Origin of the sequence: Mesorhizobium ciceri biovar biserrulae, assembly GCF_001618845.1 — a bacterium.
GTDB classification, from domain to species: domain Bacteria; phylum Pseudomonadota; class Alphaproteobacteria; order Rhizobiales; family Rhizobiaceae; genus Mesorhizobium; species Mesorhizobium ciceri.
In genome coordinates this window covers 4326236-4347924 of the sequence record NZ_CP015064.1, presented here as the reverse complement: position 1 = coordinate 4347924, position 21689 = coordinate 4326236, and the positions used below count along the sequence as shown (strand labels likewise).

Sequence of the window (21689 nt, the reverse complement as noted above, 5' to 3'; positions counted from 1 at the left end):
GTTCCACCGTGGGGCTATTCATCGTTGTGATCGCTCGTGTTCTGAGGTGGCAATCGGCGCTCATTGCCGGAAAGGAGCGGCCTGGAGGACCGGACAAACCAGGCGTCGGAGGGAAGCACCTTGTCGGGGTTCATGATCGACTGATCGTCCAGCGCTCGTTTCACCCGCTCCATCGCGGCGAGCTTCGTCGGGTCAACCGTCGCCAGCAGCGAATGGATGCGCTTGGACCCAACACCGTGCTCGGCGGAAAAAGAACCGCCAATCTCCCGCAGTTGTTGGTACAGGACGCTCTCGGCAGCCTCCGCTACGTCAGGCGCCAGCGGACCCTGACGGTTGAGGATGATATGCAGGTTTCCATCGGCCAGGTGACCGAATACATAGGGCGCCAGACCCGGTTCGATCGCTGCGAGCCGGGGCAGGATTCTGTTGAGATAGGCCGGAATTTCCGACAGAGGCACCGACACGTCGAAGGAAGGCGCTTGGGGATGGGCGCGATAGAGCACGCCGGTGTCCTCGCGCAACCGCCACAGGTCTTCCTCTTGCCGCCGCGAGCCGGCAATGATGCCGGTGGCTTCAGGATAGCGCTCCATCACTTCCGAATAGATACGCTCGAAATCTTCGCGCAGCGCCTCTTCGCGCGCGCCGCCAAGCGACAGCAGCAGGAACAGCGGCTGGTCGAGCGGCACGCTCGGTTCGGACCATTCATGCGCGGCTGCGGCCAGGCTGAAATACGAGGTCCACATCGCCTCCGCCGCGCGCAAAACTCCGGTATCCGATTCAAGCGCCAGACGAATGACTTGCAGCGCCGCTTCGACAGACGGCAGCCCGAAAAGCGCGGTGGCGGTGGCTCGGGGCGAAGGGTCGAGCTTGACGACCACGCGGGTCACGATGCCAAGCGTGCCCTCCGCACCGATGAAGAGATGCTTCAGATCGTAGCCGGCGGAATTCTTCACCACCCGCGTCAGATCGGAATAGACCGATCCGTCGGCCAGCACGGCCTCCAGGCCAAGGACGCGGTGGCGCATGACCCCGTTGCGAAAGGCCATCACGCCACCCGCATTCGTGGACACCATGCCGCCGATCGTCGCCGAACCGCGCGCGGCAAGATCGATACCGGGCTCCAGGCGGTGCTCAAATGCGGCAGACTGCAAAGCTTCGAGGGTAACACCGGCACCGACGATCGCCACGCGCTCGACGGGGTCGAGCCGCTCAATCCGGTTCATGCGTGCCAGGGAAAGAACGATCTCGCCCGGCCGCGAGACACTTCCGCCGACCAGGCCGGTCCGCCCGCCCTGCGGCACGATCGGAATCTCATTTTGACTGCAGATGCGCACCACCGCGGCGACCTCGCCGGTCGATGAAGGCGCAACGACGATGCCGGCGGCGCAATCCGTCCCGTTCGAACCAAGGTCGATCGCCCCGGCATCATCACTGGTCCGCACATTCGAGGCGCCAACGACACGGCGGATCGCGTCGACAACCGACAACGGCACCGCTTGCTCGATCCAGTTCGTTTGCCTGGGAGACGCGTGGCCGCTCATCGCCCCGCCAATCCCTGAAGCGCCGTGATCAGCCGGTCGTTGTCGGCCGGCAAGCCGATGGTGGCGCGCAGATAGTGCTCGTAGCCGGCTTCGCGCCACGCCTTAACGATGATCCCCTGCTTCAGGAGACCGGCGGCAACGCTGGAGCTGTCGCCCTTGCAGTCGAAGAACAGGAAGTTTGTCTGCGACTGGGCAACCCGGAAACCAAGGCCCGTAAGTGCGGCGGCGGTGCGCACGCGCTCGGCTCTGACGCGGCCCGCCGACGCCTTCATCCAGCTTTCGTCGGCCAGTGCCGCAATTGCGGCGACCTGCGCTGCCGCATTGACGTTGAACGGCGTCTTGGCGGCCGCGATCACTCTTGCCAGTTCGAAGCCCGAACAAACGGCATAGCCAACGCGCAGCCCCGCCAGGCCATAAGCCTTCGAAAATGTGCGCAGCACGACATGGTCGATGCTGCTGTTGCGCAGGACCTCGATGCCGTCGGGCGCGCCGGGATCGGCGAATTCGAAATAGGCCTCGTCCAGGACAAGAAGCGTGCCGGGCCGCACGGCGCCGATCAGCCGTCGCAGGCCAGCGTGGTCGAGACCGGGCCCGACCGGATTCCACGGCGAGGATATGAAAACGATCCGTGGCCCGACGGCGATCGCCGCTTCGAGCGCGGCAAGATCGAACCCCATCTCGGGTGTCATCGCAATCTTGACGACATCGGCACCGGCAGCCAGCGGCTCTATCTCATGCAGCCCGAAGCTCGGCACCGTGGTGACGACCGAGGCGCCCGGCACCAGGACGGCGCGCGAGATGGCGGCGATCATCTCCTCGGAACCATTGCCGGCAACGATCATGCCAGGATCGATCGCCAGTTTTTCGCCAAGCGCCGCCCGCAGCGCCGTGCAGGCCGGATCGGCATAGCGCCATGGCTCGAAGGATGAGGAGGCCAATGCGGCCATGACGGCGGGAGAACACCCATCCGGGTTCTCGTTGCTGGCCAGCCGGGCGACATCGTTGCGGCCACTCAGCGCCCGCGCCATCGAGATGTTCATGCCGGCATTGTAGGGCGGCAATGCGGCGATATGCGGATTGAGCGGCAGGCTCGACGCTGGTTTGACCGACTGTTCCAAATCCCGACTTCCGTTTCCCCGCGCCCACGCGCGGCAATCTTGTCAAATATCGAGGACGACTGATCCGCGCGGCTTGGAGCAGCACAACAGCACTTCGCCGCTTCCAAGCTCGTCCAGCGGTTCTTCGAAATAGGCGATGTCGCCCGAGATCAGCCGCGACTTGCATGTGCCGCAGATGCCGGCCCGGCAGCTGAATTCCGGCAACAGACCTTGGTTCTCGGCGAAGTCGAGCAACGATACGGCCGAGCCATCCCAGACGGCCGTCAGGCCCGACTTCCGAAATTCCACGGTTGTCGCTTCCCCGGCCGGCTCGATCCTTGCCGGCTGCGCTGGAACCGCGGGAACTCGCACTGCATCGGGCTCAAGCACCGTCGCCGGGCCGAAGAATTCGTAGGCAATGCGATACCTTGGCGCGCCAAGCTCGCGCAGCATGACGTAGATCGCCTGCATGAACGGCGGCGGGCCACAGAGGTAGAAATCATAGTCATCGATCGGTAGCAAACGCTGCAGCACGTCCCGCGAAATCATGCCTTCGCTATGGAAGCGCTGCTCGGCCTTGTCGCGCTCGGACGGGTGCCGGTAGCAGAAGTGTGCGGTCAGGCCGGGACGGGTCGAGACCAGGCCGGACACTTCATCGCGCAAGGCATGCACATCGCCGTTGTCGCAGGCGTGAATGAAGACGGCACGGCGGTCCGGCAACGAAGCCAACGCATGCAGCATCGACACCATCGGCGTCAGCCCGACGCCGCCGCTGAGCAGCACGACTGGACGGTTGCTGGCCTTGTCGAGCACGAAATCGCCGCGCGGCCCTTCCGCCTGAAGCACATCACCGACGTCGATACGGTCATGCAGGAAGCACGAGCTTATCCCATCGGGAAGCCCCGGCCCGGGTGCTGCCTCACGCTTCACGCTGATCCGATAGGAAGCGCTGTCTGGGGAACAGGAGATACTGTAGTTGCGCAGCACATATCCCCTTTCGCCGGCGGCCTCCCGCGCTACCGGAATCCGGAACACCAGGAACTGGCCCGGCTGGAAGTCGCGCCAGTCCTGTCGATCGACCGGCTCGATATGGAATGAAGTGATGAGGGCGCTTTCGCGCACCTTCGCGACCACTTTCAGGTCGCGAAATCCGCTTCTTGCGATGGTGTCGCGAGCGGTGAATGCATTCATTCGGCAGCTGCCAATTGCTGGCTCTCGCTGGCGATCAGCTTGGCCAGGTTCCGGCGAAAGCGTAGCGGTCCGACATCTATCTTCAGATCGAGATTGGGCGTGCGCTTGTTTGCCATGCCCTTGTGCACGGCATTGAGCACGGTGCGGTCCTCGTCGAAGGCGCCGCGCACAGAGGTGGCGAACTGGCGGGAAACCTCCAAATCGTCGGGGGCGAAATTGCGCATCTGGAACCAGTAATATTTCGTCTGGTTCTCATCGACCGGCGTCATGAAGTTGTAGCTGTCCATGAGGAACACGTCCTCGTGCAGCGGCTTGCCCTCGCCGCCGGTGCGGGCCGGCACGAAGATCGCCTTGATGATGGCGTTGGAGGGGTAGCGCACTTCGTAGTGCTGCTTGCGGTCGCAATTGCCTGAGAATTTGAGGAAAGGCGCATAGAAGGGCGCCGGCGCGGCATCGACCACCCAGCGCCACACGGTCACGCCGTCCGCGCCTACGGTGGTTTCGAGTGGCGCATCCTCCATCGCCTGAACGCCGCCGAAGGAGGACTGGTGGACCCAAGACACATGCGAGGGGTCGAGCAGGTTGTCGGTCATGTAGAGGTAGTTGCAATCGAGCGCCATGGACTCGCCGCGATTGACGCCCCATGCCGGATCGCCCCAGTGGTCGACCGCGAAAATCAGCGCGGGGTCGGCCTTTGCCGCTTCGCCCATCCATATCCACAGCAGCCCGTAACGTTCGGCGATCGGATAGGAACGAACGCATGCCACATGCGGTATCTTTTCAGCACCGGGCACGCGCGTACAGGTTCCGGTGCTGTCGAAGGTCAGCCCGTGATAGCCGCATTCGACAGTGTCGCCCTTGATGCGGCCCATGGACAGCGGCAGCTTGCGGTGGGGACAGGCATCCTCGAGCGCCGCCACCACGCCATCGGTCCGGCGGTAGAGGACAATATCCTCGCCAAGTATCCGGGTCGGCACCAGCCTGTCGGCGACCTCATGGTCCCATGCGGCAACGTACCAGCAGTTTCGAAGAAACATGGCGTCCTCCCGAGCTTGTGACGCCTAAACGAATATCTTGCGGGCCTGGGACGACATAGGGCTTGCATCTGCGTTCTATTTTAGAAAAACTAAATCAAGCTGACCCCAGGATTGTTGCCCAGGTGAAGAAGACGCCCCCACTGCGTGCGATACAGGCCTTCGAGGCTTTCGGGAGGCGTGGCAGTGTGACGGCGGCCGCCAACGAACTCGGCGTCTCCGTCGGCGCGGTCAGCCAGCAGATCCGCAAGGCCGAAGACGCGCTGGAGGCGCGGCTTTTGGAACGGCGCGGCAGGAGTGTCGCCCTCACCGCGCTGGGCCGCGTTTACCACGCAGCGGTTGCCGTCGGCTTCGAACACATTCGCGACGCCCAGGATCTCATCGAACAGGCCCGGTCGGCGGACACTTTGACCATCTCCTGCCTGCCGTCGTTGGCCAGCAAATGGATCGGCCCGCAGCTCCTGGATTGGCAGGTCGACCACCCCGGCGCGACCGTGCGGCTGGTGGGCGCCGAGACGGAGCCAAGGCTGGGCGCCGAACAAGTTGACTTCCGTATTTCGTACGGCACGAAATATCGTGATTTCGAGCACTACACCGAACTGTTCACCGACTGGGTGGTGCCGGCCTGCTCGCCGACGCTGCTGGCGAAACATCCGGTCGGCAAGCCCGCCGATATTCTCGATCTGCCGCTTCTCAGCATCGAATGGGCCCGCGATCACCGCTCGCCGCCGACATGGGCGGAATGGGCCGCAAGCATCGGCGCGGTGCACCGCAGAACATCCGGCGAAGTGGCCTTTTCCTTGTCGAGCGCGGCGATCGATGCGGCGGCCAACGGAAGGGGCTTTGTGCTGGCGCAACTGTCGATGGCTGCCGACGATATCGCGTCGGGCAGGCTCGTCGCCCCGTTCGACAAGCGGATCAGGCTGCCGGAACCTTATTTTTTGGCTTGGGATCGGGCCATTCTTGAGAAGCCTTTTGGTCCTGAGTTGCGAGCCTGGATTGTTTCGATTTCCAAGCGACTGGGCGCAACCTTAGCGGGATAGTCGAACACCGATCTGGAGACACAAGTTTGCATCTGCCGAGTTCGCGCGCACCAGCGTCTTAAGAGATCCAGACATTGGTCGGCGGTGTGCGGTCCCACGGATTGCTTCAGTTTGCCCTAGATATCTCGACAAAAGTCCTTTTTTTCGCCCTTCTTGCACCGCTAGCCGTCGGGCGGCTTTGCGACCCGAACCAGCGGCGTTCGCGCCCTCAAGTCAACAGGGGTTCACTCAACTTCCCCGCTGTACGAGATCCCGGCGAACTCGGAGCCCCTGCTTGAGCAAATCCCGACGTACACGAAGTCCTGGCCCCGCCCACAATCGTAACGCCGGCTTCCTCATCAGCGTCCTGTAACCGGCGACGGGTCTCCAACGTGACCGTGTCGTCATTGCCTGTAACAATTAGATCAAAAGTTTTCTGGCCTGCGAGAGGCGGCCTGCTGTTTTGCTCGAATCACTTGCGATGGAAGGTGCGGCGTTTCGGTGGCAGCCCCAGCGCGCTTTGAAATGGGATAATCCCTCGCAGATCGCCTTTGCAACGGGGATACCAATCTCGGATCGCGAAAGATCGGCGAACCAGACCTGCGAACCACAAACTTCGCCGATTTCATTCAGCAGGTCGGTGACGTTGCTTTCGCCAGCGCTTTCCAGGCCGTCGGCAGGCTTGCCGATGGCGAAACGAAAGTTGCGCACGTCAGCGAAACGCTTCCAGCGGGTCATCCGACAATCGTCATCGCTCATCGTTTTATTACGGGGCCGTTCTGCCCTTTCGGCATGGGCCCGCATTGCAGCTTCGGATTGTATCAATTCCAAAAACGCGGACCGGGCGGCAGCAACCATATCGAAGCTGCACCCGAAACCCACCGCCATATGCTCGCCACTGTCTTCGCAGCTGATCGCCGCCGTCACGATGGCCGTGCGGAAGGACGAGATATCGAGAAGCCAGAGCCTGCGTCCCGTTTCTTGGCGATGCTGCTGGATGTGAGACGCCAAGCCTTGGTCATCAAGCCGCGCGATATCCAGCCGCTTTCTCAGGGAGCCTCGGTGCCACCATATCCCTGTGGCGTCTCGTTCGACGAGTTCAAGCAAGGCGCGGGTTCTTGCATCGGCCCGCGTTGTGCCAGCGGCGCAACCATTGGTGTCGACGTTCAAGCTGCAATCGCCATATGCGACGTCACCAAAGCGGCCATAGCAGAGAAACGCCGGACAAAGCGCGACCCTATCGTCATGGAAGCTGCGAACGGACGCCCATAGCTGGGGATTGTTCAGATGATCCGTTGAAGGGATACTGTCCCAGCCACGCCACACTCTGTTGAGCCGATCGCGATGTCGGATCTGTTCCAGCGAAAAGCCCAACACCTGAATCGCATCGATCCTCATTCCATCGCCTGGAGAGCCGATGCGTGCTGACGCCGTGATGTCTTCGGCTCTGCAGGCCCAGCTGGAAATCTCCGCGGCCTCTCCGAGGCAAGACAGCACGGCCGTGCCGGCATCAAAGCCTTTGCCACTTGCCGTGAATCGTTTCTCATTCCCTTCGAATGGAGCAATGTTGGACATAGCCAGGAATCCACCCGGAACATCGAACACTTCAACGCCAATGTCGTAGCGTGTCGCGAAGTGCAAAAGGGGCAGCCCATTCTCGGGCGCAGCGACAAGGGTCGCAGCCAGATTCTCCAAAACATCCAAATCATCTTCACTCGACTGGCGGTCCCAGGTCGGGTCGTCTTGGTTCACCGTCATCGGCCGGTCGTGATGCATCAGCAGAGCAAGCGTTGTCCAATGCGACCCGCGCAACAGCATGTTGGCTCTTTCAATATCTTGGCTTCTGCTGTTTACGTAGGGTAAGCGGTGGGCGCCCGTTGGCGACCGAGACGATAGCCGGCGGAGTTGACAATTTCCACAGACGGTCTGGCGATTAGGCTAATCGGCGGTTTCGAGCTTCGCAAGGGCTCGGAGACGTTCTCGTTGGGCAAGCGGAAGGCCTGCGCGATTCTCGCCTATCTGTTACTGAGCGGCAGGTCACGCGAGACGCGCGGGCGACTGGCGGCATTGCTTTGGAGCGAGCAGGACGAGGAGCATGCGCGCGGATCACTGCGCCAGTGCATAAAGGATCTCCGACGCCTGGCAAGCGAGACCAGGCTTAATTACCTCGCGGTCGACAAGCTTGTCCTGGGAATCGATCCGACTGCAATCCGTTCCGACATCGATGAGCTTGAACGTGCGCTCGACGACCGCAATTATGACGGTGCGCTGCTCCTGCTGGCCAAAGCCAGGGATGGACTTTGCGCCGGGTTGGACGATTGCGATCCTGTCTTCGACAACTGGCTGAGAATGCAGTCGACGATGATAACCGACAGGCTGGTGACACGGCTCGCAGCCTGGCTGGCGGCCGAGACAGACCCGAGACAGCGCAAATCCATCGCTGCGTGCATCCTGCAACTTGATCCGTTTTTCGACGATGCCGTGGTGGAGACCATTCGGAGGGTCTGTGAGGAAAGCGGTTATGCCCGCGCCCTAGCGTTCTTCGACCGCTACGCGGCCGAACTCAAAGCGGACATGGATCTGCGACCACCGGCAGAAATCCTCCACCTTCTAGAGGCGCTCAAGCCGGGCAACGACGGTGAAAAGCGGGCGGCTGACCCCGACCTCGCGCAAAGCGATCACGACAGCCGCATCCCAGGGAAGCCGACAATCGCCATCATCATTGCCAGGCGCGAAGCAGAGAACGAACACCTGCAATTTGCCTTGGCGACAGAGCTTCTGGCTTCGATTTCCCGATTTAGGCATTGGACAGCCGTGTCGACGGAGTTGCAAGCCGGTGAATTCTCACTGGATCAGATGCATCAGGCGGCAGGCGAACACGTGGATATCGGCGTCCTCATCCGTCTGATCGACACGGATGGACCAGCAGTGTTCCAAATTACCTGCTATGACTTCCTGCAAGAAGGAGAAGCCTTCGTTCTCACCGTTCCGTCGGATCCGTCTTCCTGGCGCTCGGCCTTCAATGAAGTTTGCGCACGCTTTTCCGCGCGCCTGCAGATTGCCTTGTCCAGTGCCAGGCTGCATCGCATATCGCAAGCTTCCCCGAACCATTTCTCGGCCTATGATTGCTGGCTGGACGGACAGCGGCTTTCGATCATGTGGCGAAAGGACACCGAAGAAGCTGCCATCGCCCGCTACGAGGAAGCCATCCGGCTTGATCCCGATCTGTCCTGCGCCTATTCCAGCCTCGCTGCGGTGCTCAACTCGCGTTGGATCGTCGTTCCGGGTGCATCGTCGATCGAGCAGGATCTAAAGCGCGCATTCGAACTGGCCAAGCGTTCGGTCCTGCTCGACCCATTCGACCACCGCAACCAGGTAAATCTGGCCTGGAGCCACCTTCTGGCGCGACGCTGGGAGCTGGCCGATTTTCACTTCAGCCTTGCACATGAGCAAAATGCCGGGAACCCCGCGACCTTGATTGCCTACGCGCTGGCCAGCTCCTTCATGGGTGATCATCAACGGGCATCGGAGCTTTCGAAGCGCAGTTTCGACCTCAATCCCATGCCCGACGCTCACTATCATGGCTACCAGGCGACCATTGCCTTTCTCGCCAATGATCTGGAGGGGTGCGTGGCCGCTGCGGTCAAGAGCGATCAACTGTTCGCCGACATCCACGGCTGGTCGGCGGCGGCACTTGCGTTGCTGAAACGCAACGGCGAGGCCGGGGATGAGTTCAGACGTTTTCTACGCAACCTAACGGCGGCGTGGCAAGGGCCGGGTAGGCTTGACCGCGCTGTCGCCGTGGAGTGGTTCAAGACCACTTTTCCGATCCGGTTACCAGTCGATCAGGAGAAGCTGGCCCGTGGCATCGAATTGGCAGCCCAGTCGGGCTGACACGGCCGAACCGTTGCTCGCAATTGCGCCGGGTTTCACTTGCAGCGTGACATCACGTAGTCGCCGAGGCGCTTATGATATGCGCTCAAACGGTTTTTCTTTATTTGATCGGGCGGGCCGGCGTTCGGGTCGAGATTGTAGTGATCGGGAAATGTATAGTCCTCACCGGGTCCATCCGCCGGCGCAATGGTGGCGATCGTTTGCTCGACGTCGCCGGTGAAGGGAAAGGCGATGTTCACGATCAGGTCTTGGTCGAAGTATGGTTGGATGGTGATCTCCTCCCAGGTTTTGTCCCTGGGCGTCATGAACCCACGCAACAGGTCCTTCATCGCCTCCTGATCTCCACTTCTGAAGATCGCTTGCTTGGCCGGATCCTTGATCAGGTCTCGGATGAATTCGCCAAGCGCCTCGAACTGCACATCTTTGAACTTCACCATGTCCACTTCCCCCGCTAAACCAGATTGAGCACTGTAGCACTGCCGTTATCAGCGCTATTGAAAACCCTGACTGCCGAGCAGGCCGCCAAGCACTTCATCCGATACCTTCGCAGTATCATTGAGATCGAGCAGTCCTGCCAGCGTTTTTGGCTCTACGTCCGGAATGAGCCTGCGAGAGGTGATATCCGTATCGGCAGCCTTGAACAGTGCGGATGCGATCGTGGCGGCCACCACATAGGAGCCAACTGGGCCAAGATGGCTGCCGTCATTACCAAGAACGGACGCCTCCTGGATGATATAGTAGGAGAGAGGTGTTTGCCTCAGGAACTCCGGGTACCGTTGCAAAGCGGCCCGAAGTCGGCCGGCGTTGTAGACGTAACGTTTGGCGCAGGCGGCCGTGGGAAGCATGTCATTGCCCGTCAGGACCGGCACATCGATACTGTTGTCGCCCAGGGCGGTCTTCACCGCACCGGCCACGTCCTGCCCGGATGGCAAACCAAGGTCGTAACAGCGCCAGCAATCCATGAAGGCAACCGGCCGGACTGTGCCGTTCAATTCCGCACTCAGGCCGGCAATCGTCAGTTCTTTCGACAGGAATGGTCCTATGCGCCGGGCACTTTGAGCTTTCGACGGGGTGTCGGTTGAGGCAAACCGGCTCCAGTCGACAATCCAGTTCTCGGGTATTGGAATCTCCCCACCCGGGCGCAGGCTGGAAAAGGACAGCATTTTGCGCAGATTGGCTGGTTCTTCGACCGACCTGTCGTTCACGACATAGAACTGCCGGACCATGGCGTGGGCAAAGCGCGACGCACCGAAGGTGAATTCCAAAGGCAGCGCATTGAAAGTTTCAAGTGCCGAGACTCCGGCGCCAAGAAAATCGTCACTGGCGAAAAAATGGTCCCATATTTCCGGAGCCAGAACTTTTCTCAGATAGTCGTTGATGATCACAGTGCGGTAAACCGAGGTCAGATAGATCCTGGCACGCTTGTAAGCTTCTGCTGGGTCGGTGCCGATGCCAAGCAGTAGATCCACGATCCTGTTGTGGATACCCATGAGTGTGCAGAGCAGTTGCGACAGGACAAGATTGTCGTCGTTTCGCGGATCCGCCACCAAGGGCCGATAAGGCGATCGCCGACCCTCGACACTGATAAACTTGCCCGAGAAGTCGATGCGCGGCAAATCACGGCCTTGCATGGTCTTACCGTCGACCGGAAGCATACTGCCTTTCATGCAAGGCAAGCCGATCGGAAAGCGGCAAGCCGACAGGTCCGCCCCATCCGCAACATCGTAGAGATGGGCGTCGACGATTGGCCCCCGCCCATAGAGCCCCGAAAGGTCAAGGCCTTGCGAGGACGCGTTCTTCAAATGATGGGTTTTGCCTGTCGGCTTGGGCAATCCGAATATTTGGCTGAAGACGATGTCATGGAACACGAATTGACCGAAATAGGTAAAGCCGGCTGGTGTAGGGCTGAGATCACTGCCTTCAAGTCCATCGGTCGGGCCGACCATTTCCGCCGTGATGTCCAGCAAGCCCGCCTTGGTGCGGTCGATGGCGCTCTCGTCTTCGGTTGCGTCAAACAAGGCGATCGGCATGTCCGCCAGGGACGGGAAGAGCCTGATGCCTCGCAAGGTCGGCTTGTCGTTGAGGCCGTCGTCTGAATTCTGGTTTGACCGGTTCGGTATGTTGGCGGCTTCGAAGGAGGACGTTTCGCCGTGGAGCATCGAAGTAGACCTCGTTTTCCAGAAGGATGAATGCGGCCAGGCGAGTAGCTTGGCATGAATCCGGGAGTAGAAACAGACTTGCCCGTCGGTGGTTTGAATGGCGCGGCCCCAGAGCAGAACGACATTGCCGAGGCGATCATGACACTGACGGATCGAGCTTCGGGCCCGCCGAGACGGCGGTGAACAGCACACAGGACAGAATGACGCCCGCACCCAGAAGGCCGTCGGGCGAAAGCCGTTCACCAAGCAGAGCGGCAGCGGAAATGGCGGCGAACACACCCTCTCCGCTGCAAATCACCGCCGCATGGGACGAAGTGGTGTAGCGCTGTGCAGAAGTCTGCAGGCAAAAGCCGACAGCGGTCGAGAACACACCAAGCATGATGAGTTCTGGCCATGCTGCCATAATTGCCTGAAATGTCATTGTGCCCTGCAGGGCGAAAGGTAGCGTGGCAACGGCCGTGCCGATGAACTGTGCGGCCGCCGTCGCGAAGGGGTGGCCATGTGCCTGCACATGCCGCCCGAGTTCGACCGTCCACACTGCAAAACAGATTGCAGTCAGGACGGCGAAAGCGTCGCCGGCGGTTGCCGAACCATTGAAGCCGCCCGCCAGGAGAGCCGATCCCACGACCGTCAGAATTGCGACGAATAGGATCAGTGCACTTGGACGCTCCCTCATGATCAGCCACGCGGCGATCGGCGTGATAACAGTGGAAGCGCTGATAAGGAGGCTCGAGTTCGTCACCGTCGTGCTGACATAGGACAATTGCTGGACCACACAGCCGAGGGCAAAAAGCAGAACCACTCTCGCCACACTTGGAAACCAGCCGGTGTTGGTTTCGGGGTCGCGCTCCCGCACCGCGAATGGCAACGTCACCAGTCCGGCGATCACGCTGGTCAGGAAAACAACCGCCATGGGATCGAGGTGGGCCAGTATGGTCTTGTGGGACACATTGCCCACTCCCCAAATGAGCGCAGCAAGCATTAGCAAGGAATTTGCCTTGAATCTGGACATGATTGATCGCATCACCACAGCGGGCAATGGCTCCAACGGTTTGTGATCGGGTTTGAAAGCGATGATCGGGGCCGACGGACCCCGTCATCGTCGAGGTGGCTGGTGTTGCGCGGAAGAACGCGTCTTTTGGTTCGCGATCTATCCGGGGCCAGCACTCGATATATGTGATCTGCGCAAGACGGGGATGGTGGGCAGCAGGACGGGCTTTGGCGGTTCGTTCTGCTCGAAACTGACGCTGCGCTGAAGAAGCGGAAGGATGGCCTCCGGGGTTGCCGAAACCATTTGCGTGCATCGGGTTGACGAGTTCATGAAGCCAGCCTCGGACATGCTCTCGAAGACGCCGAGAAGTGGTGACCAGAAGCCTTTGAAATTCGCCAGGACCAGCGGCTTGCAGTGCCTTTCCAGCTTGCGAAGCGTCATGACCTCGGTCAGTTCCTCAACGGTTCCGATGCCGCCAGGCAAGGCTACAAATGCATCCGCGTAGTCGAACATGAGCTGTTTGCGGATACTCATGTCGGGAACTGAAATCGTCTGGCACCCCGATAATAGCATTCTCATCCGCTCGATCAGGAACTGCGGTGTGATCGCAATCACGGTTCCACCCCCTTCTGCTGCGGCAATAGCCACCTGGCCCATCAGGCCATCACAGCCACCGCCATAGACCAGGCGAATACCTGCTGCGGCTATCGTCTCGCCAAGGATGGTGGCGCAACGGGCGTGGTCGGGATCGTTGCCAAGCATGGCGCCGCCGAAAACGCAGATCGTGCCGATGCGTCGCTGCAAGGGATAGGAGCGGCCGATCTGTTCTGCGGAATTGTCGGATGATGATCCAAACATGGTGTCTCTCCAATGAGGTTGGAATAGCGAAGCTTGATCAGCCGGCGGAATGATCGCGGGCTGCGCGAGGTTGGCTCGATCGGAACAGAAGCAGGTCAGCCCAGGACCAGAGCAGGTAACAAACGAGAAGGCTGGCGGGCGTGGACCAATGCTGTGGCTGTTCGACTTCGAATTTGAACAGCGATGCACAGAGTCCTGTCCCGGCTGCGATGAGGGCCGGCAGCCGGCTGAGAAGGACCATGACGCGAAACGGGTCGGGGCCGTATTCCGACAAGTTGAGGATCCGGACACCGGATCGGTGGCAAGCACTGCCGAATTTTCCAACGGAATGAAGCAGGCCCGATGTCAACGCCAGCAACGGATGGCCAAGTTCAAACAGGGCCAGGCCAAGGCAAACGGCACCAACGCCGGACAGGAAATCACCCAGGCGGTTGAGATTTTCCCTAGGCTTGAGACGCCCGTTCCAAGCGCGATGGTAGATCTCGCCGCTGGCGAAGAAGATCGCCGTCGCCGAGGTCATTGCGATCGCAGCGAAATTGCCGGTCAAATAATGGCTGATGGCGGCCGGCGCGCCTGTCCAGAGGAGTTGGTTCAGATCGCCGGATATGAGAATCTGCGCCGTAATCCCCTGACAAAGACCAATGAGGTTGCCGACATTGTAGGCTCCCCCAGGGCCAGACATCCGTGCCGTTAACGCGCTGCGCCAAGCAAGGAGGCGCGGAGACCGGACCGCGAAGGATGAGGCTGTTTCGCGAGCTGAAATTTCGACTGGGGCTACACGCAGCGGCTTATTGATGTTGAGCGTCATGTCGGGTTCCTCCCTTATGACGCATGCTTTGCAGTGCTCCGCGTGATCTCAACGTGAATTGCGCTGGAATGGGTCCGTCCAGGCTAACAGGCAGATCGCATTGGCGGTCCCTGCAAGGTGACGGTTGATCTACTTCTCTCAATTGCCTCGGCCAGCCTTATCCCGCGGCGAGCTTCTGTGTCGGCGGGGCCTTGCAGCCCTGGCCGACGACATTGTCTAAGCGGGTCGCCTGCCGAGCCTCCATTGACAGCCATCCGGATGCACGGACCGCGAAGACCGGAAATCATCTCTCGACGATCATGCGAAGACACCGGGGAACGATGATCGTTATTTCACGCTGAATTACGCTGAGTTGCCCAATATCACAGCCGCAACGCCAGACTGACATCCGCAAAAGGCTGAGCGGTCGAACCTGAACCTCAACTGAATCCAAGGATGGAATTCGATCATGCTACGCAGCTTGACGAAAACATTCACCGCCATCTCGACAATCGCGGTTCTCATGGCACCTCTGATGACTCCCAATGCGGCCTACGCGAACAGCACCACCGTTCCGCGCAAATGCATAAACGGCGTTTGGGGTTCGGTGAAATATTATGGTGGCAAGGTGCGCATCTCGCTATCCAGCAAGCTTTCGAGACCACCCATTTCAATTCAGCGGGACAGTGCAACGCACCTTACTCCCGAGGTTGGCGCAATGCTCGCCGGGTCGCATCCATCTCAAGCTCCTTCGAACGCCCGGCTTGTCTGAGGGTCTTCACAAAATGTTACGTAAGGGAACGTTCGCGCCTGACTCTTCTTAGGCAATCGAGGCGGTTGTCGCCTCGTGCATTGTGAAGGAGAAGAAGAATGCCCAATCAAGGTGGTAGCCACGAACAGCATGTGAAGGCAGGCCAGCAGAGCCACAAGAATGCCGACAATAAAAACCGGCAGCAACAGCAGGCCGCTGGTGGTGGTCAACGGCAGCAGGGCGATGGATCCGGCATGCGTGGTGGAACCCACGAACAGCACGTGAAAGCTGGCGAACAAAGTCACAAAAACCGCTGATCGCGGGTGATTTCAGCAGACCCACCCCGAAGTATCGGGGTGGGTCCGATTGCATCTGAAAGAGGTGCTATCGACGACGCCGCGGTTGGGGTTGCGAAAGTCGCCCCGGCGGCTTCGCCGGGGCGACATCAGTCAGGACGCCCAGTCAGGCAGCTTGCTCCAGGGCGCGCTCATTGACACCGCCTTCGCCCAGCCCGGAAAGCGCTTCGTCCGTCGCGACCTCCTCTTTCAATGTCTCGTTGAGGAGCTTGACCACGTCGCTCTTGCCAAGCTGTTCAGCCCACGCGACCAACGTGCCGTAGCGCGCGATTTCATAATGTTCGACGGCCTGTGCCGCGCCGACCAGCCCAGCATCCAGGGCTGGGTCGCCCTTGTATTCGTCGAGAATTTCCGACCCTTCCTCAAGAATGCCGTCGATCGCCGGACAGGTTTTGCCGCGCGCCGGTTTGTCCATAAGTTCGAACACTTGCTCGAGCCGATCAACCTGGCCTTCGGTTTCCATGCGATGTTTTTCGAAGGCCGCAGCCACCTCCTCGGATTCGGCGCCCTTTGCCATCTTCGGCAAGGCCTTGAGTATCTTCTTTTCAGCGTAGTAGATGTCCTTCAGCCCATCGAGGAACAAAGCCTCCAGTCCCTTGGTCGTCGCTCTTTTTGCAGTCGCCATGATTTGTCTCCCTTGGATTGTCGTGAAAGCTCACCGGCGGTGTAGCCATGGACTAACTTTCCATGGAAGCAGTTGTTCCCTGGGGGCGACGTGGAAGGGCAGCGCGTCGAACACCGCTTTTATCGAGGGCCGATCGACATCAAAAGGCGATGGACGATGACGGTGTGAGAGCCGCCGGCAGGGGGGACGGAAAGCACCGGGGTTCGTCGCGCTGTATGGAGTAGATGGTGAAAAGAGATACTTCCGATGGGTTCATATACGAAATCATATTTACATATAAAACAAATCATGATGATCTTGCTGTCGTGCAACGGCGGCTAAGGTGGTCGGTTCCGGCGTCCGTCGCCGAGCCTGAATGCCAGCAGATGATCGTGCACAATGAAATCAAAGATGATGTCGCGGTCGAGTGAGCCGTGCATTGGTCGGATGTAGGGAGTGCGGCATGCCCTTTGATGTCATCGTTGTCGGAGCCGGCGCAGCCGGGGCTGTCCTTGCCGCCCGGCTCACCGAAGATGCGGCCACGAACGTGCTTTTGCTGGAAGCGGGGCCGGACTACCGGAGCGGCGAGCAACCTGCCGAGATGGCGAGTCCAAATCCCTTCAACCTGCTGCTTCCCGATCATTTTCAGCAACAATATATGTACCCCGACCTGATGGCTCGCCGCACCAAGCGGCAGGAGCATCGGGTCTACTGGCGCGGCAAGGGGCTTGGCGGTTCGACGGCCGTCAATGGGCAGATTGCCATTCGCGGCGTGCTCCATGCCTTCGACCGCTGGGAGGAAATCGGATGCAAGGGCTGGTCGGGAGCCGACGTGCTGCCCTTCTTCTGCCGGCTGGAGGATGACCCGATCGCGGCTAATTTTCACGGCAGCGATGGCCCGATTCCGATCTACCGCGCGCCTGTCGAAAGCTGGGGAAGCGTCGACAAGGCCATGCGCCAAAGCGCGATGGCCCTCGGCCATCCCTGGCATGACGATCTCAATGCTCCGGATGCCGAAGGGGCTTGCACCTATCCCATCAACAGTCGAGCCGGCAAGCGCGTGTCGGTCAATGACGGCTATCTGGAAGCTGCCCGCGACCGGCCGAACCTCACCATCATCGGGCAGGCGACAGTGGACAAGGTGCTTTTCGATGGCAAGAAAGCGATCGGCGTTTTGGCCATCGTGGCCGGTCAGGTTCGCAAATTCGAGGCGCCGCTGGTCATCGTCTCGGCCGGCGCCATCCACTCTCCAGTCATCCTGCAGCGCTCGGGCATCGGTCCGGCGGCTCTCTTGAATCGAAAGGACATCGAGGTGCTTGCCGACCTGCCGGTCGGCGAAGGTTTCTTCGACCATCCTTATTGCCGCATCGAACTGAAGCTGAAGCCGGAATTCAAGGCGACCGATGTCGACGCGCGGCATACCAACTGCTGTGTGCGGACGAGTTCCGGCGTGCCGGGTGCCGAGCGCGACGACATTCTTTACGTCGCCATGAACCATGGCGGTATCGGCGTGGAATCCGACAGCGCCCAGTTCGGCGAGGCCATGGTCAATCTGATCCTGATGGAAGCCAAGAGCCGGGGCACCGTGCAGTTGCGTTCCGCCAATCCCTTCGACCAGCCGATCGTGGAAGAGAACATGCTGGACGATCCGATGGATCTTCAGCGCATGCGTATCGCCTATCGCCACCTTGGCGAGATTGCCCGGCAAGCGCCGATCCAGGCGATCGCCGAGCGCGTCCTGCTGGGGGATTCCGATCTGCCTTTGTCATGGCTCGAAATGGCAAGCGACGAGGAGGTCGACAATTTCCTGCTGGCGCAGTCTTCCGATGCGCAGCATGGGATCGGCGGCTGTTGCATGGGTAGGCCCGGTGAGGCCGTGGTCGATCCGGAATGCCGGGTCTACGGTTTTGAAGGGCTGCGGGTTATCGATGCGTCGATCATGCCGCTCGATTGCCAGGCAAACACCAATCTGACCTCGATCATGATTGGCGAGAAAATGGCCGACAGCCTGCGCCGGTCCATCTGACAGCTCGCTGCCGAACGGCATACGGTCGCACGGGAGGCCCGCGCAAAAGGCGCGGGCCTTGAATGTCAGCGAGTGACGTCCACGGTAATCGTCTTCAGGTCGCACATTTCCATCAGCGTGTGCCGACCCCCGGTGCGGCCGAGGCCGCTCTGCGTCCCGGCGGCGCCGCCGGCAGGAATATGCGGCTCCCAATAGCAGCTCATCTCGTTGATGTTGACGATACCGACCCTCAGGCTTTCAGCAAAGGCAAAGGCGTTCTTGATGGTGCTGGTGAAGACCGCGGCCGACAGGCCGTAGGGGCTGGACGCCGCAAGTTCCATCGCCTCCTCGTCGGTCTCGAAGGTCAGGACGGGTGCAACCGGCCCGAAGGATTCCTCGACGTTGAGCAGGCTTTCCCGGGTCAGTCCTGTGACGATCGACGGCTCGAAATAGAGATTGGTAGCAAAACCCGACGCCACATTGCCGCCGGTGACGATCTCGGCGCCACGAGCGCGGGCGTCCGCAATGTGGCTGAGCACCTTGTCGACGGCGACCGCATTGTTGATCGGCCCCATCGTCGTCGCGGGATCGAAAGGGTCGCCCATTTTCACCTTCGCGGCCGCTTTCACCAGACCTTCGATAAACTGGTCATGGATGGATTTATGCACCAGCACACGTTCGGTGGCCGTGCAGATCTGCCCGGCATTGGCAAAGCAGCCGGCCCCCACCTGGGCGGCGGCCATGTCGATATCGGCATCGGCTAGCACGATGGTCGGACCGTTGCCGCCCATTTCGAGCAGAAGCGGCTTGCCCGCGCCACGCCGGGCGATCAACGCGCCGGTGGCGGAACTGCCGGTGAAGCCGATGGCATGGGTGCCCGGATGAACGACGGCCTCGTCGCCCACCTCCGCACCATCTCCCAGAACGAGATTGATGGCGCCGTCCGGCAAGCCCGCCTCGATGAAGCATTCGACAAGTGCCGTGGCAATCAGCGATGTCGTCGGCGCCGGCACCCAGACAACGGTGTTGCCCGTTGCGACGGCCGGTCCGAGATAGTAGAGGCAGGGCAGGGCGAGCGGGAAATTCCACGGCGTGATGATGGCAAAGATGCCCTTCGGCTGCAGGAAGCTGAAGGCGCGCTTGTTGGCATCGGCCAGGGGAAACGCCGCCGTCTCCAGCCACTTCATCTGCTCTGCCGCATTGCGGAAACCGAGAGCTGCCGCCGATGCTTCGGCCTTTGCCTCGCTGTGGAAGGGCTTACCCTGTTCCAGGCAGAGCAGGTGGGCAAGCTCTTCGGCGCGCCTGTCGATCGCGTCGGCGATGCGCATGCACAATTGAGCGCGTGCGAAGGTTCCCATCTTGCGCATGGTCTCGCGTGCGCCTTCGGCGGCTTTCACCGCGCGACCGACATCGGCGCGGGTGGAAAGGGAGAGATAGCCGAGATGCTCGCCCGTCGAAGGACTATCGATTTTCAGGAATTTGCCCGAGCTGCCGGCAATCCACTCGCCGCCGATGCGGTTGATGCCGATGCGGGCGGCTGCTTCCGGCTCCGAGACGATCGCCATGCCACGCAGGTTGGGGCCTTCGAGAGAAGATTTGAAATGGACTGTCATCATGCGTTCCTTTGGCCGAATTCGGATTGGATGTTCAAAATGGCGGCGCGGCTGCGTTCCACGGCTGCGATGAAAAGTCTGCTGCCGGCCTCCGCGCTTGCCTGCGATGGCGTGCCGATGACGCCGTTGTCGCGGATGGCTTCGAAACGGCGCCAGACGGTGACGGCCGGCGCGGCGTAAAGGTGAGGATCCGGCCAGGATGGCGGAGTGCCGCCTGGCGGGATGAGATCGCGGCGAACGCTGTCGCCAAGCACATGCATCATCAACGACGTTTCAAGCGCGCAAGCGTGACCGGTGCCTGTGGCGGCATCGGGCAGGGCCTGCGCCGCCACGTCGGCGATGAGATCGAAATACGAGAAACCCGCGGTGACGATGCCACGCTTGCCAAGGGTGGTGATCGCCACCTGGATGGCGGCGCGGTTTCCGCCATGGCCGTTCAGCATGACCGGCAGGAAGCCGTCTTCGGCAAGGCAGGTGCAGAGATCGACGAGAACGGCGATGAAGATCTGCGGGCTGAGGCTCATGGTGCCGGAGAAGGAGCGATGATGCTCGGACGAGCCATAGGCGAAAGGTTCGGCGACACGGATGGAGGCCTGTCCTTCCGCCGCGGCGAGCGCAACCGCTTCCGCAAGCCAGCAATCGACGCCGAGCGGCAGATGCGGGCCATGTTGCTCGACAGCGCCGAGCGGTAGAATGACGACGGGTTTATGCACGCCGGCTGTCGCGTGTCTTTCCGTATCCGGGGAGGTCATCAGCGCAAAGCTGGATCCAGGCGGGATCGGCAAGGCCGGAGCTGGCTCGTTCATCGTGCTGCCTCGACAAGCCGGGCCTTGGCGTAGGTCATGCCGGAATCGGCCAGGAGAGCGACCATGATGATTGCTCCCTTGTAGAGTTCGAGGCTGGACGGGTCCGTGCCGAACACCCGAAGCGCCGTCGTCAGCAGGCTGACGATCAGCGCGCCGACGACCGCGCCCCACACCGTTCCCCTGCCGCCGAAAATACTGGTGCCGCCAAGTACGGCCGCGGCGATCGCGTCCAGAAGCAGCGAGGTCCCGCCGATGTTGGGCGTCACGACCGGCACCCGGCTGATCATGATCACGGCTGTCAGGAAGACGAAGATACTGGAGGCGCAATAGACGAGGATCGTGTGTTTCGTCACCGGGATGCCGGCAAGTTCCGCGGCTCCGGCATCCGACCCGAGCGCATAGGTACGCAGCCCGAAACGGCTGTGCCGCATCAGGATTGCTGCTACGGCGACGATCAGCAGCGTTGCGAAAATGACATTGGGAATGCCGAAGCTGCGTTCGATGCCGACCGCGCGAAGCGTCGGATCCTTCAGCATCAGGACGCCTTTGGAGGCAACGGCAAGCGTTGCGCCCTGCAGCGCGACCATTGTGGCCAATGTCGTCACGAAGGGCGGTATCTTGAAGAGTGCGATAACGGCGCCGTTCGCGAGGCCGATCACCACCATCACGGCAAAGCCGACGAGCAAGGCAAGCGGCAGGCTGGCGCCGCCGTCGATCAGGCTGGCGATGAAGACGGCACAGAAGGCGACGCCGACGCCGGCGGACAGGTCGATGCCTGCCGTCAGCAGAACGATCAGGGCGCCAAGCGCCAGTATGGCGATCGGGGTCGCCTGGGCGACGATGTTGATGAGGCTGGCGGTTGAAACGATGCGGGCGTCGATGAGCGCGAAGATCGCCAGCAGGATGACCAGCAGGATCAACGGCGAGAGGTCGAGAAAGCGCCTGCACCAAATGTTCTGTTGGCGGGTCATGAGGGTTCT

Annotated in this window: 18 protein-coding genes; 4 read left to right on the top strand and 14 right to left on the bottom strand. The window is 60.9% G+C overall.

Going from position 1 to position 21689, the window contains the following annotated elements; all coding sequences use genetic code 11:
• Positions 1-14: 14 nt before the first annotated feature.
• Genes A4R29_RS20450 through A4R29_RS20435 form a run of 4 tightly spaced genes read right to left on the bottom strand, consistent with a single transcriptional unit; the run spans position 15 to position 4866 of the window.
• Positions 15-1541, bottom strand: a complete 1527-nt coding sequence (locus A4R29_RS20450) for an FAD-binding oxidoreductase (protein ID WP_063172731.1) — start codon at positions 1539-1541, stop codon at positions 15-17.
• Entirely contained in the window at positions 1538-2659 is a 1122-nt protein-coding gene (locus A4R29_RS20445; protein WP_082827465.1) for an aminotransferase class I/II-fold pyridoxal phosphate-dependent enzyme, read from the bottom strand. The genes A4R29_RS20450 and A4R29_RS20445 overlap by 4 nt, the downstream gene beginning before the upstream one ends.
• 42 nt (positions 2660-2701) lie before the next feature.
• Positions 2702-3829 carry a 2Fe-2S iron-sulfur cluster-binding protein gene (locus tag A4R29_RS20440; RefSeq protein WP_063172730.1) on the bottom strand — a complete coding sequence of 376 codons (1128 nt, stop codon included), beginning with the start codon at positions 3827-3829 and terminating at the stop codon, positions 2702-2704.
• Positions 3826-4866, bottom strand: a complete 1041-nt coding sequence (locus A4R29_RS20435; RefSeq protein WP_013530418.1) for an aromatic ring-hydroxylating dioxygenase subunit alpha — start codon at positions 4864-4866, stop codon at positions 3826-3828. The genes A4R29_RS20440 and A4R29_RS20435 overlap by 4 nt, the downstream gene beginning before the upstream one ends.
• A gap of 122 nt (positions 4867-4988) precedes the next feature.
• Here A4R29_RS20435 and A4R29_RS20430 point away from each other — a divergent pair, with 122 nt between their 5' ends.
• On the top strand, positions 4989-5906 hold the full coding sequence (locus A4R29_RS20430) for a LysR substrate-binding domain-containing protein (protein ID WP_013530419.1): 918 nt from the start codon (positions 4989-4991) through the stop codon (positions 5904-5906).
• A gap of 399 nt (positions 5907-6305) precedes the next feature.
• Here the strand turns inward: A4R29_RS20430 and A4R29_RS20425 are convergent, their stop codons facing one another.
• The gene (locus A4R29_RS20425) at positions 6306-7703 is read right to left on the bottom strand and encodes a YcaO-like family protein (protein WP_063172729.1); all 1398 of its coding nucleotides are present in this window, start codon (positions 7701-7703) and stop codon (positions 6306-6308) included.
• 165 nt (positions 7704-7868) lie between these two features.
• Between A4R29_RS20425 and A4R29_RS20420 the strand changes: the two genes are divergently transcribed.
• Positions 7869-9779: an AfsR/SARP family transcriptional regulator gene (locus A4R29_RS20420; RefSeq protein ID WP_063172728.1), complete on the top strand. Its 1911-nt coding sequence runs from the start codon at positions 7869-7871 to the stop codon at positions 9777-9779.
• Between the two features lie 35 nt (positions 9780-9814).
• On the opposite strand, the gene A4R29_RS20415 is transcribed toward A4R29_RS20420, so the two are convergent.
• The 5 genes from A4R29_RS20415 to A4R29_RS20395 all read right to left on the bottom strand — a co-directional run bounded on the left by A4R29_RS20415 (position 9815) and on the right by A4R29_RS20395 (position 14595).
• The gene (locus A4R29_RS20415) at positions 9815-10216 is read right to left on the bottom strand and encodes a hypothetical protein (protein WP_013530422.1); all 402 of its coding nucleotides are present in this window, start codon (positions 10214-10216) and stop codon (positions 9815-9817) included.
• Between the two features lie 54 nt (positions 10217-10270).
• Positions 10271-11938 (bottom strand): peroxidase family protein, encoded by a 1668-nt coding sequence (locus tag A4R29_RS20410; RefSeq protein ID WP_063172727.1) that lies wholly within the window; start codon positions 11936-11938, stop codon positions 10271-10273.
• Positions 11939-12074: 136 nt separating this feature from the next.
• Positions 12075-12950 carry a DMT family transporter gene (locus A4R29_RS20405; protein WP_164755109.1) on the bottom strand — a complete coding sequence of 292 codons (876 nt, stop codon included), beginning with the start codon at positions 12948-12950 and terminating at the stop codon, positions 12075-12077.
• Positions 12951-13088: 138 nt separating this feature from the next.
• Positions 13089-13787 carry an LOG family protein gene (locus A4R29_RS20400; RefSeq protein WP_063172726.1) on the bottom strand — a complete coding sequence of 233 codons (699 nt, stop codon included), beginning with the start codon at positions 13785-13787 and terminating at the stop codon, positions 13089-13091.
• Positions 13788-13824: 37 nt separating this feature from the next.
• Complete coding sequence (locus A4R29_RS20395) at positions 13825-14595, bottom strand: hypothetical protein (RefSeq protein ID WP_082827464.1); 771 nt, start codon at positions 14593-14595, stop codon at positions 13825-13827.
• Positions 14596-15444: 849 nt separating this feature from the next.
• On the opposite strand from A4R29_RS20395, the gene A4R29_RS33295 reads away from it, so the two are divergent.
• Positions 15445-15642: a hypothetical protein gene (locus tag A4R29_RS33295; protein ID WP_013530427.1), complete on the top strand. Its 198-nt coding sequence runs from the start codon at positions 15445-15447 to the stop codon at positions 15640-15642.
• Between the two features lie 145 nt (positions 15643-15787).
• Here A4R29_RS33295 and A4R29_RS20390 read toward each other — a convergent pair whose 3' ends face one another.
• Positions 15788-16306, bottom strand: coding sequence for a YciE/YciF ferroxidase family protein (locus tag A4R29_RS20390; RefSeq protein ID WP_013530428.1), 519 nt, complete (start codon positions 16304-16306; stop codon positions 15788-15790).
• Positions 16307-16712: 406 nt separating this feature from the next.
• Here A4R29_RS20390 and A4R29_RS20385 point away from each other — a divergent pair, with 406 nt between their 5' ends.
• Positions 16713-18311, top strand: a complete 1599-nt coding sequence (locus A4R29_RS20385; protein ID WP_244506847.1) for a GMC family oxidoreductase — start codon at positions 16713-16715, stop codon at positions 18309-18311.
• A 65-nt stretch (positions 18312-18376) separates the two neighbouring features.
• On the opposite strand, the gene A4R29_RS20380 is transcribed toward A4R29_RS20385, so the two are convergent.
• Genes A4R29_RS20380 through A4R29_RS20370 form a run of 3 tightly spaced genes read right to left on the bottom strand, consistent with a single transcriptional unit; the run spans position 18377 to position 21680 of the window.
• A complete protein-coding gene (locus A4R29_RS20380; protein ID WP_244506846.1) occupies positions 18377-19906 on the bottom strand; it encodes an aldehyde dehydrogenase family protein in 1530 nt (509 codons plus the stop codon).
• The gene (locus A4R29_RS20375; protein ID WP_013530431.1) at positions 19903-20709 is read right to left on the bottom strand and encodes a creatininase family protein; all 807 of its coding nucleotides are present in this window, start codon (positions 20707-20709) and stop codon (positions 19903-19905) included. Before A4R29_RS20375 ends, A4R29_RS20380 begins: the two co-directional genes overlap by 4 nt.
• On the bottom strand, positions 20706-21680 hold the full coding sequence (locus A4R29_RS20370) for an ABC transporter permease (protein WP_063172723.1): 975 nt from the start codon (positions 21678-21680) through the stop codon (positions 20706-20708). The genes A4R29_RS20375 and A4R29_RS20370 overlap by 4 nt, the downstream gene beginning before the upstream one ends.
• Positions 21681-21689 lie beyond the last annotated feature (9 nt).